The sequence below is a fragment of the Cyclobacterium sp. SYSU L10401 genome (assembly GCF_010993705.1).
Lineage (GTDB): Bacteria > Bacteroidota > Bacteroidia > Cytophagales > Cyclobacteriaceae > Cyclobacterium.
In genome coordinates, this window is the sequence record NZ_WOFO01000015.1 from 44219 (window position 1) to 57476 (window position 13258).

Annotated in this window: 11 protein-coding genes and 1 pseudogene; 9 read left to right on the forward strand and 3 right to left on the reverse strand. The window is 45.1% G+C overall.

The features are described from left to right. The first annotated feature begins 9 nt into the window (after positions 1-9). Together ftsA and ftsZ are read left to right on the forward strand one after the other, a co-directional pair. Positions 10-1326 carry a cell division protein FtsA gene (gene ftsA / locus GL182_RS22880; RefSeq protein WP_163382165.1) on the forward strand — a complete coding sequence of 439 codons (1317 nt, stop codon included), beginning with the start codon at positions 10-12 and terminating at the stop codon, positions 1324-1326. A gap of 53 nt (positions 1327-1379) precedes the next feature. Next, a complete protein-coding gene (ftsZ, locus tag GL182_RS22885; RefSeq protein ID WP_163382167.1) occupies positions 1380-2987 on the forward strand; it encodes a cell division protein FtsZ in 1608 nt (535 codons plus the stop codon). 2 nt (positions 2988-2989) lie between these two features. Here ftsZ and GL182_RS22890 read toward each other — a convergent pair whose 3' ends face one another. Then, complete coding sequence (locus GL182_RS22890; protein WP_163382169.1) at positions 2990-3514, reverse strand: NADPH-dependent FMN reductase; 525 nt, start codon at positions 3512-3514, stop codon at positions 2990-2992. 117 nt (positions 3515-3631) lie between these two features. Here GL182_RS22890 and GL182_RS22895 point away from each other — a divergent pair, with 117 nt between their 5' ends. The 4 genes from GL182_RS22895 to GL182_RS22910 all read left to right on the forward strand — a co-directional run bounded on the left by GL182_RS22895 (position 3632) and on the right by GL182_RS22910 (position 7580). Continuing rightward, positions 3632-4468 carry a purine-nucleoside phosphorylase gene (locus GL182_RS22895; RefSeq protein WP_163382171.1) on the forward strand — a complete coding sequence of 279 codons (837 nt, stop codon included), beginning with the start codon at positions 3632-3634 and terminating at the stop codon, positions 4466-4468. 110 nt (positions 4469-4578) lie between these two features. Continuing rightward, a complete protein-coding gene (locus GL182_RS22900; protein ID WP_163382172.1) occupies positions 4579-5244 on the forward strand; it encodes an SDR family oxidoreductase in 666 nt (221 codons plus the stop codon). A 78-nt stretch (positions 5245-5322) separates the two neighbouring features. After that, a complete protein-coding gene (locus tag GL182_RS22905) occupies positions 5323-6492 on the forward strand; it encodes an FG-GAP and VCBS repeat-containing protein (RefSeq protein WP_163382174.1) in 1170 nt (389 codons plus the stop codon). 47 nt (positions 6493-6539) lie between these two features. Then, positions 6540-7580 (forward strand): DUF3500 domain-containing protein, encoded by a 1041-nt coding sequence (locus tag GL182_RS22910; protein WP_240469939.1) that lies wholly within the window; start codon positions 6540-6542, stop codon positions 7578-7580. A 72-nt stretch (positions 7581-7652) separates the two neighbouring features. On the opposite strand, the pseudogene GL182_RS24360 reads toward GL182_RS22910, so the two are convergent. Together GL182_RS24360 and GL182_RS22915 are read right to left on the reverse strand one after the other, a co-directional pair. Then, a pseudogene (locus GL182_RS24360) lies at positions 7653-7790 on the reverse strand (glycoside hydrolase family 16 protein); the annotation flags it as partial. A 1-nt stretch (position 7791) separates the two neighbouring features. Beyond that, positions 7792-8664, reverse strand: coding sequence for a sterol desaturase family protein (locus GL182_RS22915; protein ID WP_163382176.1), 873 nt, complete (start codon positions 8662-8664; stop codon positions 7792-7794). Positions 8665-9026: 362 nt separating this feature from the next. Between GL182_RS22915 and GL182_RS22920 the strand changes: the two genes are divergently transcribed. The 3 genes from GL182_RS22920 to GL182_RS22930 are packed head-to-tail and all read left to right on the forward strand — an operon-like array spanning position 9027 to position 13232. Next, positions 9027-10961 carry a fumarate reductase/succinate dehydrogenase flavoprotein subunit gene (locus GL182_RS22920; RefSeq protein ID WP_163382178.1) on the forward strand — a complete coding sequence of 645 codons (1935 nt, stop codon included), beginning with the start codon at positions 9027-9029 and terminating at the stop codon, positions 10959-10961. After that, positions 10961-11689, forward strand: coding sequence for a succinate dehydrogenase/fumarate reductase iron-sulfur subunit (locus GL182_RS22925; protein WP_163382180.1), 729 nt, complete (start codon positions 10961-10963; stop codon positions 11687-11689). The genes GL182_RS22920 and GL182_RS22925 overlap by 1 nt, the downstream gene beginning before the upstream one ends. A gap of 10 nt (positions 11690-11699) precedes the next feature. Then, positions 11700-13232, forward strand: coding sequence for a Ppx/GppA phosphatase family protein (locus GL182_RS22930; RefSeq protein ID WP_163382182.1), 1533 nt, complete (start codon positions 11700-11702; stop codon positions 13230-13232). Positions 13233-13258 lie beyond the last annotated feature (26 nt).

Genomic DNA, 13258 nt, shown 5'->3' on the forward strand with positions numbered 1-13258 from the left:
GTTAGCGCTATGGAAAACGAAAAACTCATTGTAGGACTGGATATAGGTACAACAAAAATCTGTGCGATTATCGGCCGTAAAAATGAATACGGTAAACTGGAAGTATTGGGAATGGGCAAAGCAGTGTCTGACGGAGTGATCAGAGGTATCGTTACCAATATTGACAAAACCGTCAATGCCATCACCAAAGCGGTAAACGAGGCCTCAGAAATGTCTAATGTAGACATAGGAGAGGTTATCGTAGGCATTGCCGGTCAGCACATCAGAAGCGCCATTCACCATGGAGTCATTATCCGAAATCCAAAAGATGATGAAATCACCGTAGAAGACGTAAGAAGGCTGGCCAATGACATGGAAAATATCGTGGTCCCTCCCGGCAATAGCATCATTCATGTGATGCCTCAGGATTACACCGTTGATTATGAAGAAGGTGTTCGGGATCCTGTAGGGATGTCGGGTGCCAGACTTGAAGCCGACTTTCACATCATCACTGCCCAATCTGCTGCTATCAATAACATCGATCGTTGCGTCAAGCGAGCCAATCTTCAATCCAAGGCGCTGATTCTCGAACCATTGGCCAGTTCCCTTTCCGTATTAAGTGATATGGATAAGGAGGCAGGTGTCTGCCTGGTGGATATAGGAGGAGGCACCACTGATGTGGCCATTTTCTATGAAAATATCATCCGCCATACGGCGGTGATTCCCTTTGGAGGAAACATCATTACCGCAGATATCAAAGAAGGTTGCATGGTCATGCAGCACCAGGCTGAGCTCTTGAAAACGAAATTTGGAAAAGCCATTTCCGAAGAAGCTAACCCCAATGAGATCGTTTCCATTCCCGGCTTACGAAACAGGCCTCCCAAGGAGATCTCTGTCAAGAACCTGGCTTCGATCATAGAAGCGAGAATGGAAGAAATCATTGAAATGGTGCAATCAGAAATTGCTACCAGCGGCGTATACAAAAAGCTCGCCGGAGGTATTGTACTGACCGGAGGAGGATCCCTCTTGCATGGTGTCGGTCCCCTTTTCGAATACATGACTGGCCTGGACACCCGGATTGGCTATCCCAATGAGCATTTAGGAAAATCCAAAATTGAAGAGGTCAAAAGCCCCATGTTTGCTACCACCGTTGGCCTGGTTCTGGCCGGGTTTAAGGCCCTTGATGACCGGGAAGACAACTACAGGCTGAAAGAAAATACAGGGAACCCTGGATTGAAAAAAGGATATAAATCGGAACAAATGGGCCGTGATATATTTGGCTCCATTACCAAAAAGCTTAAAAATTTCATTACCGATGATATCGGCGATGACCAGCAACAGTATTGAAAACCCAAAAGCTAACCATAATAATAACTGATTGAGGAAAAATGTCAAGCGTCATGAAAGATTATAAATTTGATATTCAAAAAAACCACCGATCGATCATCAAGGTCATTGGTGTAGGAGGTGGAGGCTCAAATGCTGTAAACCACATGTTTAACCAGGGAATCAAGGATGTGGAATTTGTTGTAGTCAACACAGATTCACAAGCCCTGAAAAGCAGCCCGGTACCTTTAAAACTACAAATTGGTGCCCACCTGACCGAAGGGCTGGGTGCGGGTGCCAATCCGGAGAAGGGCAAAAATGCCGCGCTGGAAAGTAAAGAGGAAATCAGAAAGCTGTTGGAAGACAATACCAAGATGGTGTTCATCACAGCTGGCATGGGAGGAGGTACCGGCACCGGTGCAGCTCCCGTCATTGCCAAAATAGCCAAGGACATGGACATCCTCACCGTAGGTATTGTGACAGCACCTTTTATTTTTGAAGGTCGGAAAAAAACGTATTCTGCGCAGGCAGGTATAGAATCATTGAGGGAAAACTGTGATACAGTTTTGGTGATTTTAAATGACAAGCTAAGGGAAATGTACGGCAACCTTCCCATCCGGCAGGCATTTGGGAAAGCGGACAACATTCTGAGTACTGCTGCCAAATCCATAGCTGAAATCATCACAGAAACACAGGAGGTCAATGTGGATTTTGAAGATGTCAAAACGGTGATGAAGGATGCCGGCGCTGCGGTAATGGGCTCGGCCATGGAAGAAGGCGAAGGCAGAGCACTCAAAGCTGCCGAAAAAGCCATTTCCTCTCCCCTGCTCAACAATGTGGACATCAAGGGCGCAGAAAAAATCCTTCTGTCCATCATGTCCGGAGAGGAAGAAGAACTGTCCATGGACGAGTTGGTGGAAATCACAGAATATATTCAGAACAGGGCCGGAGATATGGCAGACGTGATTTTTGGTCAGGGGATAGATCCTGACCTGAAAAAGGCCATCCGGGTGACCGTTATTGCCACCGGTTTTGAAACAGATTCCCTGGCAGATAAACCCTTCTCCCAGCAAAAGAAAAAGGATGAGGAACCAACGCGTAAAGTCATCCACCTCGAGTCTGGTAAAACTTCGAAAGTAGAAGAAGATGTTACCCAATCCGGACAGACTGTAACCTTTACTGTACAACAACCACCCCAGGTTCCCAATGAACCCGAAACCCCGAAGGCAGCTGAAGACCCTTCCTCAGAAAAACCCAGCAGGGAGGCGAATGGTGAAGAAGGCAAAGAAGGTGATGATGATTTCGAATACGTGGCCCCAAAACCGAGTCAGGAGCCTAAAAAAGTGCTGACCTTATTTGATAAACCAGAGCAGCCTTCCTATGAGCATCCGGAGCCAAAGAAGGAGGAAACCAACATTTATCAAAATGATTATTTCGAGCAAATCAAGGAAAAAGCCATGAAAAGGGCACATGACCGATTTGAAAAACTCCGGCAAATGCGTTCGATCAATCAGACTCCTGAAGAATTTAAAGAAAAACTGGAGGTGCCTGCCTACCAAAGAAAAAACATCAAACTTCATCAGGTGCAGCACAGTTCCGAAAGAAGCCTGTCAAAATTCAACCTCAACGATGACAATGAAATCATCAGCAACAACAGGTTCCTCCATGACAATGTGGATTAACCTTAAAAGTCAATCAGCATTTTGGCCTGTTCATGCAATAAACTCAGGTATAGTTTATTGGTGAGCAGGCCATCTAACATGTTTTCCTCAATTTTGGCCAATTTGATCTTATTAGCCAAAACATGCATACCCAGGTAATTAAAAATATCGGTCAGGTGGCTCAATGCGATGCCACCTCCACCGATGCCTGAAGATATCCCTACCAAAGCGCATTTTTTTGACCTAAAGCTATTGGGATAAGTCATGCCATCGATAAATGATTTTAATATACCTGGAAATGACCCATTGTATTCAGGTACAATGAATACAAATTTCACCCCTTCCTTAACCCGATTATGAATGGCATTGTAAGCTTTATTCTTGCCATTATTTTCATATAATGCAGTAAAAACAAAATCATCTGGAAGGTCAGCCAAATTGATGACCTCACTTTTTGCCCCATTTTGAGCCAATATTTCCCGGTAAAGGTCTGCTAACCTGGCAGAAACAGCCTGCTTCCTGTTTGTGCTCACTATAATTTTTATCATAGATCTCTCATTTGGATGACATAAATACAATCAAGACCCCCATAAAGTTTCTTATTTATTATATTTGAAACCAATCCTTTCCTGCTCAAATAATCCAACCCCTAAACCAGGACAATCATGCGAAAAGAAGCTGAGATAGCCTATACTGACAAAATTGACCATGCAGTAACCCACCTGCAGGGACTAATGAAGTCAAAACCTGAAACCGGAATCATTCTTGGCACCGGGCTTGGGAGTTTGATCAATGACATTGAGGTAGAGCTGGAAATCCCCTACGAGGATATCCCTTACTTCCCCTTATCTACCGTAGAATCTCACCATGGAAAATTGATGTTGGGAAGCCTGGGAGGTAAAAATATTCTGGCCATGAAAGGGCGTTTTCATTTTTATGAAGGCTATTCCATGAAAGAGGTTACCTTTCCTGTTCGCATAATGAGGAAGTTGGGCATCAGACAATTACTCATCTCCAATGCTTCCGGTGGACTGAATTCACAACATAACATAGGGGATGTGATGATCATCAATGATCACATTGACTTGTTTCCTGAAAATCCCCTTCGCGGACCCAATTTGGAAGGATTTGGTGATAGGTTTCCGGATATGAGCCAGGCCTACTATCCGGAATACATCCAATGGGCACTGGAAATTGCAAAAGAAAATGGAATAACCACCCATCAGGGTGTCTATGCCGGCGTACAGGGTCCCAACTTGGAAACACCAGCGGAATACAATTACCTGAGCACCATTGGTGCTGACGCCGTGGGAATGAGTACCGTTCCCGAGGTAATTGTTGCGGTCCATTCAGGCATGAAAGTCTTCGCCATTACAGCCATTACTGATCTGGGAACCCCCGGAAACATTCGGAAAATCAGTCTGAAGGATGTCTTACATGCAGCTGCCCTTGCAGAGCCTGCCATGAAAAAAATCATGTTGGGCATATTAAAAAAACTGTAAAAACGCTATTGGTTCAGAAATAATTATAGTCATTTTAATATTTTTTAATCATTGGATTTTGGGCTTGGAACAATTTTTGGGTTGTTATGAGAAACAAAATTTAAATTATTATGGAAAAAATATTGATTATTGGTGCAAATGGAAAGACGGGACGTTTGCTAGCAGAACAATTATCCGCTCATCCCGACTACCTGCCTGTTGCCATGATCCGGGATCGGTCCCAGCATTCATTTTTTGAGCAAATGGGGGTAAAAACCGTAATCGGCGATTTGGAAAAAGATTTTAGCGACGCCTTTGAAGGAATTGACAAGGTGATTTTTGCGGCAGGTTCAGGGTCAAAAACGGGAAAAGAAAAAACCAAATTGGTTGATGAGCTAGGGGCGATCAAAAGTATAGACCTTGCGCTAAAACACCAGGTGAAAAAATATGTGATGCTGAGTTCAAGGGGTGCAGAAAATGCTGAAAAAGCCGATGAATCCATGCAACATTACCTATTGGCAAAAAAAGAAGCCGACGAACATTTGAAATCCTCCGGTCTGCCCTATGCCATTGTAAGGCCAGGCAAACTGACCAATGGTCCTTATACCGGAAAAATAAAAGCTGCCCCTATTTTTAATGAAAAAGGAGAAATCTCCCGGGCAGACGTAGCTGCTGTTCTGGTGCACATGTTGGATCCATCCCTGGAGGGATTGCAGGTTTTTGAGATTCTGGGAGGAAAAGTGGATATTCCGGAAGCCATTCATCTATTTCTTAAATCTGGCCAGCCTGTCGTATAAGGCTTTTAACGAGGAAGATGAGGCAGGTATCAATTTTTTGGTTAAATTTATACGTAACAAAAACCCAATCAATGACCCATGATACACTTGCCTTTCTTTTTAGCTATAATGATGCTGCTCAATGAAGCTCCTAAGCCTTCGTTTGAAGCACAGGTACTGGATGATCAAATTGAAATCGGTTATGGACTGGCCATCGGCGATGTAGATGGAGACGGTAAACCGGACATTTTACTGGCAGACAAGAAAGCGTTTGTCTGGTATAGAAACGGCGATTGGAAAAGGTTTGTCATGGTGGAAAACCTCACCCCAAATGATAATGTGTGCATTGCCGCCAGGGATATCAATGGAGACGGAAAGGTAGAGGTGGCCGTGGGAGCCCAATGGAATCCAGGCGAAACCTCAGATGATAGCCAGTCCGGATCCGTACATTACCTTATCCGACCTGATGACCCTACCCAGAAATGGGAACCCGTAAAACTTCACCATGAACCAACCGTACATCGCATGCGCTGGGTAAAAGCTAATAAAGACCTGTTCCACCTGGTCATGCTCCCCCTGCACGGACGTGGAAATTCGAATGGAGAAGGAGATGGAGTCAAGGTAATCGGTTACGAAATGCAGGATAAAAAAGGGTTGGACTGGAAACATTGGGTCATTGATCAGTCCATGCACATCACCCATAACCTGGATATCGTTCCCAATAAAAAGGATGCGGAATCCCTTTATATCGGTGGCAAAGAAGGTGTAAAAGCCTTTCATTATGCCAACAATCGATGGAGTCCCCATCCGAATGGTGCCTGGTTGGTTGATGATTATGGCTTTGGAGAAATTCGTGTAGGTAAAAATGCCTCAGGCCATCAGTTCCTTACCGGAGTGGAGCCCTTTCATGGTCCTACCCTATCGGTATATCTTCCCGATGGGGAAAGTTTTTCCAAAGAAAACCTAAACCGAAAAGTGCTTACTTCTGGCATGAATCAAGGGCATGGGCTTGCTACAGGAGACCTGCTTCAGCTAGGAGAGGATCAAATCATCATTGGATGGAGAGAACCCAACGAATCAGGAGAAATAGGCATTAAGCTCTTTTACCCATCGCAGGATCATTCCTGGAAGGAATATTGGGTGGATAAGAATGACATGGCCTGCGAAGATTTGAAAGTAGCGGACCTGGACGGTGATGGCAGACCTGACATCATCGCTTCAGGAAGATCCACCAAAAACCTTAAAATCTACTGGAACAAAAGCAACTGAAAGGAGATAACGCTTTTCCTTGACCCTTGCTGAAAAACTTCTTGCCCATGACTAGCCTTATCAAAATTTCGCTTTTGCTTTTCTTAACCATGTCCGCAATGCCTCACAGTTTCGGGCAGCATTTGGCCCCTCTGGCCATGGATTTCATTGAAAGTCTGGACCCTGAGCTTAAAAAACAAGCTTGTTTTCCTTTTGATCATACGGAAAGATTCAACTGGCATTTTGTACCCCGGGAAAGAAAAGGCCCCACCTTTCACGATTTCAATGCGCAACAGAAAGCTGCTGCCCTGGCCCTGATGCGGGCATCGCTGGGGAAAGCAGGAACAGCCAGGGCCGAGGCCATATTTGAACTTGAAAATGTCCTGCGGGAAGTGGAAAACCGTCCTCCGGATGATAGCTACCGTGACCCCCTAAACTACCATTTTAGCATTTTTGGCCTACCTGACAAATCCGGAGAATGGGGCTGGCGCCTGGAAGGACACCACCTGTCGCTTAACTTCTCTTCCTCCAAAGGCACCCTGACTTCCGCAACTCCCTCCTTTATGGGTGCTAATCCAGGCATCGTACTTTCCGGGCCTCAGATGGACCTGCAGGTATTGGCAGAGGAGACCAATCTGGGTTTTGACCTGCTTGCATCCCTTTCCGAATCCCAAAAGCAAATGGCTAAATTCAGTGATGAGGCACCATTGGATATCATCACTTCCAATGACCGTTCCGCCCAGGTTTTGGATCCGAAGGGACTTTCCTACCGTTCTATGAACTCCGAGCAGCAATCGCTGTTGAAGAAGCTGGTGCATGTATACCTTTCCAGAAACACTGCGGAATACCAGAAAAAACTCCTGGACAGGATCATGCAGGCAGGTTGGGATTCATTTTCCTTTGCCTGGGCAGGTAGTGAAATCAACCAAGTGGGAGAACCCCATTATTACAGACTACAAGGTGCTGATTTGCTCATTGAATACGACAATGTACAAAACAACGCCAATCATGTACATACGGTGATTCGGGATTTACAAGCCGATTTTGGTGGAGATCTTTTGCAGTCCCATTATCAGCAGGACCACATGAGCCAAGGCTTTTCAGAATAGAAAACCTCAGGTCTGATACTTGCCTTAAAGCGTAAATTAAAATCGGTAAGTTAATGCCATGCTCCATATAACCTATTTCTTTTGATATACCCTGACATAATCGACTACATATTGATTGGGAAATTTTGAAGCGGACGGATCTCCACCATTTCCTCCAATGGCGAGATTGAGCAGGATGTAATGTGGCTGATGAAATGGGTTAAACCCATTTTTACTTTTTCTTTTTATAAGGGTAGGTGATCTGTTGCCAAAAAGTTTTGGGGAATTCCTCCATACCATCAAAACCCAATGGGATATCCCTTCCTTCGTGAGGTATGTATGCGGTACCAAACAAATAATCCCAAATACTTAAAGTCAATCCATAATTCACCCCGTAGGAACCTTCCGGTAATTTTTTGGCATGGTGCCAGATGTGCATGATGGGGTTGTTAAGGACATATTTCAGAGGACCATAAGTAATTCTCAGATTGGCATGATTCAGGTGCCCTATGGCTGTGGCGAAAATATGCACCAGGAAAAAGTCCACCAAACCAAATCCAATCATGGCTAATGGAATGTACTGCGCACTTTTATAAAGAATGGTCTCCATCCAGTGAAATCTCAGATGGGCCGCAAATCCCATTTGCTCCACGCTATGGTGCACCTTATGAAATTCCCAAAGTGCGGGCACCCGGTGAAGCATGCGGTGAACATTCCATTGAATAAAATCTGCCAATACGAAAAGCAGGAGGTACTGCGCCCATTTGGGCCAGGAACCTACTTCAATGGCCACCAGGTTATTGACTCCAAAAAGCCCCAGAAAGTCATTGAAGGCTTCAACAGCTACATTGGATATGGCATTATAGGCAATCAGGGAAAATAGAAAAAAGTTAAAAAACATGTAAAAACCATCCAGCCAAAAATCTTTTCTCAGGGCGGGTTGGGATTTCCTCCAGGGAAAAACCAATTCCAGAAGCCAAACGAACAAAGAAAGCCCCACCAACCACCAGAAGTAATTGGTCCAGGAGGGATACATGATTTCGTTCAACAGGTAGTTGAAATACCCATAATAGGCATCGGAAATAATGCGTATGTATTTTTCCATTATTTAATTTTGTGATTTACTGTCCATCTTCATTGTTTTGCCGGCGATCTTGACAGGAGGTTTCCAAGGGACCATCCGATCTGAGAAAGGGCCGATGAAACCCCGTTTTTTTGAAAAAAGGAGACTCACCCAAGTCCCCTCTTATGCACTACTAAACCCAGTAATAAACAAATGTTGGTATAAAATAGATCAATCTGACGCTATTTTTATCTCAACAGTCAAATATAAGCCTATCCTTTTAGGTCCTTGGTGACATGGGTTACATTAAATGATCGGATTGATCAATTCCCTCTTTCAAGCATTGGGAACAATGGAGATTATTTGTTATTATTAGGGTAATCTAAATAGCTAAAACATTTTTAATGTATTTCACAACCGATACAGCCACTGCTCCCAACTCAAAAATACCGGATGGGGATCTGAAAGAAAAATGGTCTAATTTCAAAGACAAGGCACGCCTAATCAGTCCAAACAACAGAAAACTTTACCAAATCATAGTGGTAGGGACAGGTCTTTCGGGCGCATCAGCTGCAGCCACGCTTGCAGAATTGGGATATCAGGTCTCCACTTTTTGCTTTCAGGATTCTCCGAGAAGAGCTCATTCAGTGGCCGCCCAGGGTGGCGTCAATGCCATGAAGAATTATAAAGGTGACGGAGACAGTGTTTTCAGGATGTTCTACGACACCCTAAAAGGGGGAGATTTTCGGGCCAGAGAGGCCAATGTGTACCGGCTGGCGGAGTGCTCTTCCCACCTGATAGACCAGGCAGTCGCACAGGGGGTGCCATTTGCCCGGGAATACAGCGGCTACCTGGCTAATCGCTCCTTTGGTGGTGTTCAGGTAAGCAGGACATTCTATGCCCGGGGTCAAACAGGTCAGCAGCTACTTTTGGGAGCTTATCAGTCCATGATGCGGCAGGTGAATCTGGGCAATATCAAAAGTTATACCCGCCATGAAATGCTGGATCTGGTCACCGAGAATGGGGTAGCCAAGGGAATCATCGTACGTAATTTGGATACTGGAGAAATCAGCAGGCACCCTGCACATGCGGTGGTATTGGCTACAGGTGGATTTGGCAAGATCTATTATTTATCTACCCTTGCCATGGGATGCAATGGTTCTGCCATTTGGCGTGCGCATAAAAAGGGCGCATGGACTTCCTGTCCCAGCTGGACGCAAATCCACCCTACCTGTCTGCCACAGGCAGGAAACTACCAGTCCAAACTTACCCTTATGTCCGAATCCCTACGAAACGATGGAAGAATATGGGTTCCCAAAGTCAAAAACGAAGACAGAAAAGCTGCGGCGATACCGGAAGAAGACAGGGATTATTACCTGGAAAGAAAGTATCCATCGTTTGGAAACCTGGCACCCAGAGACATCGCCTCCAGGGCTGCCAAGGAGAGAATTGATGCCGGGCATGGGGTAGGCCCCTTGAAGAATGCCGTTTACCTGGATTTCCGCGATGCCATCGCTACCCATGGAAAAGAGGGCATCACCAAAAAATATGGCAACTTGTTCAACATGTATGAAAAAATCACCGGTATCAATGCCTATGAGCAACCCATGATGATTTCGCCCGCAGCCCATTTTTCCATGGGTGGGCTTTGGGTAGACTATGAGCTCAGCACCAATATACCTGGATTATACGCCATAGGAGAAGCCAATTTCTCGGATCACGGAGCCAACCGGCTTGGTGCCAACTCCCTTTTGCAGGCCTGTATTGATGGGTATTATGTTTTACCCCAGACCCTGCCCCAATATCTAGCCCTACTGGGCAAAGTCACAGCCCCGGAGGGTGGTTCTGAAGCATTTATCAATGCTGAAAACCAGGTTCGCTCCCAACTGGAGGAATTATCCGGAATAAATGGTAGCAAAACAGTGGACCATTTCCACCGGGAGTTGGGCAAAATCCTCTATGACAAATGCGGGCTATCCAGAACAGCTAAAGGCCTGACAGAAGCCATAGAGTCGATTCGTGTGTTAAGGCTATCCTTTTATCAGGATTTGAAAATACCGCAAGTCACTCAGGGCATTAATGAGGAATTGGAAAAAGCTGGAAGAGTGGCAGATTACCTTGAAATTGGTGAATTGATGTGCATCGATGCCCTGAGCAGGGAAGAGTCCTGCGGGGCGCATTTCAGAGAGGAGTACCAAACCCCGGATGGAGAAGCCAAGAGAAACGATAGTGATTTTAGTTATATTTCCTGCTGGAAAAGAGGAACAGATGCACCTGTGCTGATCAAGGAACCTTTGCAGTTTGAATTTACAAAACCTACAGAAAGGAGTTACAAATAATGGATTTTAAGCTTAAAATATGGCGTCAGGATAATCCGCAATCCAAGGGAAAAATGGTGGATTATGAAATTCAAAAGATCTCACCAGACACTTCATTTCTTGAAATGCTGGATCAGTTGAACGAGGCCCTGATCCTACGAGGTGAAAGCCCCATTTCCTTCGATTACGATTGCCGGGAAGGAATCTGCGGACAGTGTTGCCTGTTTATCAATGGCAGGGCACATGGACCACTTGACCAAACCAGTACCTGCCAATTGCACATGCGGTCTTTTAAGGAGGGAGAAACCATATACGTAGAACCTTTCCGCGCTGGTCCCTTCCCCATCAAAAAAGACTTGAAAATAGACAGGAAAGCATTGGATGAAATCATTGCTTCAGGGGGGTATATTTCTGTAAATACCGGCCAGGCACCCGAAGCCAATCAGACCCTGATAGATAGTGACACCGTAGAGCGGGCATTTGATGCTGCTTCCTGTATTGGTTGTGGGGCATGTGTGGCTTCCTGTAAAAACGGTAGTGCTGCCTTATTTACTGCTGCTAAAATCAGCCATTTGTTTCAATTGCCCCAAGGGAAAATTGAGCATAGGAAAAGGATCGAAAATATGGTAGCAACCATGGATGAACTGGGTTTCGGGGCATGTTCCAATACCGGTGCCTGCGAGGTGGAATGTCCCCAGGGCATTTCTATCAGTCATATTGCCCTGATGAATAGGGAGTTTTGGAAATAATATCCCTGAGATGAACCTGGCAGCAATAGATATTGGCACGAACAGTATCCACATGATCATCGTTAAGGTAGGGTCAGGGGATCACTTTGATATTTTAATGCAGGAAAAAAACATGGTCAAACTTGGGGTTGGCGTTTTTTCCCATAATGAACTCAGCCCAAGGGCCATGGAGGATGGAGTGGATACCATCAAAAGGTATGTACAACTGGCCGATCAATACGGCGTGGATGATATCATTGTATCGGCCACCAGTGCGACGCGGGAGGCGAAAAATGGAAGGGAATTTCTAGACAGGCTCATACATGAAGCCGGTGTATCTCCCAAACTTATTTCAGGAAAAGAGGAAGCCAAACTTATCTTCCTTGCCGTCAAAGGAGCCATTTCCATTCGAAAGGAAAAGGTATTGGTGCTGGATATAGGTGGGGGTAGCACGGAAGCGGTAGTAGGTGATGAAAATCAGGTGCTTTTTGGTCATTCCATGAAATTGGGCGTTTTGCGCCTGTTGGACAACATCGGTCATCAGAACCCCCTGAATGAAAAGGAGCAAAAAGCTTTGAAATCCCAGATCCGGAAAGCCGCCTCTAAAACCATAGAAAAAGCCCTGGAAATCGGTTTTGACAAGGTAGTAGGAACTTCGGGTACCATCAGATCACTGGCAGAAGCCTGTTTGGAAAAAAAGGACAATCCTTCCCCGGAAAGTGTCAATGCAGAAGAAGTACACCTGGATGACCTGATCAAACTCCGTGACAAACTATTGGAATTACCCCCTGAAAAGCGTGGAGAGATTCCGGGAATAAGTGCCAACCGTACCGATGCGATCCATCTCGGGGCCTTGCTTTTGGTAGCATTGCTACAGATGGCCAGGGTAAAGACATTAACCATCTCAGATGCCTCTCTACGGGAAGGGATGATCATCCATCACATAGGAAAGCAAAAACTGCCCATTGGGGAGGAAAATCAGGGACGGACCCTGCAAGAGAAAAGCTGCTATTGGCTGGCCAATCGGTATGAAACGGAGTTGGAAGCCAAAAAACATGTTTCCGGACTGGCCCTACAGCTATTTGATCAGCTCAAGCATCTCCATCAGGCAGGAGAACAGGAGCGAAGTATGCTGTACCATGCAGCTTTGGTTTATGATGTTGGCTTGTATGTTAAATTCCAGGATTTTCATAAACATTCCAGGTATATCATCAATAATAGCCAGCTCAGAGGCTTCACCAATGAAGAAGTTCTGCTCCTGGGACACCTGGCCAGGTATCACAGAAAAAAAGGCCCAAAAAAAAGGCACAAGCGTTTTAAAAAGCTGTCCGCTGTGCAGAAAAAGCAAGTAAGGTTATTGTCCGGACTTTTGAGGATTGCTATCGGACTGGACAAGACGAAAAACCAATGGGTGCAAAACGTTTATTGTCTCCCGGAAAAAAATAAACTTCAAATTCATGTATTCTCGGTAGAAGATGTGACACTTGAAATTTGGGAAGCACAAAGGTTTGCTGATACCTTATCCAAGTTTTTGAAAAAGGAAATTGAAATTGTAGCTGGTTAAGCCATTGCCTTCAAGTGATAAAAATC

Coding starts and splice junctions, on each gene's coding strand:
- ftsA (WP_163382165.1), top strand. CDS start 10: ATGGAAAACGAAAAACTCATTGTAGGACTGGATATAGGTACAACAAAA.
- ftsZ (WP_163382167.1), top strand. CDS start 1,380: ATGAAAGATTATAAATTTGATATTCAAAAAAACCACCGATCGATCATC.
- GL182_RS22890 (WP_163382169.1), bottom strand. CDS start 3,514: ATGATAAAAATTATAGTGAGCACAAACAGGAAGCAGGCTGTTTCTGCC.
- GL182_RS22895 (WP_163382171.1), top strand. CDS start 3,632: ATGCGAAAAGAAGCTGAGATAGCCTATACTGACAAAATTGACCATGCA.
- GL182_RS22900 (WP_163382172.1), top strand. CDS start 4,579: ATGGAAAAAATATTGATTATTGGTGCAAATGGAAAGACGGGACGTTTG.
- GL182_RS22905 (WP_163382174.1), top strand. CDS start 5,323: ATGATACACTTGCCTTTCTTTTTAGCTATAATGATGCTGCTCAATGAA.
- GL182_RS22910 (WP_240469939.1), top strand. CDS start 6,540: ATGACTAGCCTTATCAAAATTTCGCTTTTGCTTTTCTTAACCATGTCC.
- GL182_RS22915 (WP_163382176.1), bottom strand. CDS start 8,664: ATGGAAAAATACATACGCATTATTTCCGATGCCTATTATGGGTATTTC.
- GL182_RS22920 (WP_163382178.1), top strand. CDS start 9,027: ATGTATTTCACAACCGATACAGCCACTGCTCCCAACTCAAAAATACCG.
- GL182_RS22925 (WP_163382180.1), top strand. CDS start 10,961: ATGGATTTTAAGCTTAAAATATGGCGTCAGGATAATCCGCAATCCAAG.
- GL182_RS22930 (WP_163382182.1), top strand. CDS start 11,700: ATGAACCTGGCAGCAATAGATATTGGCACGAACAGTATCCACATGATC.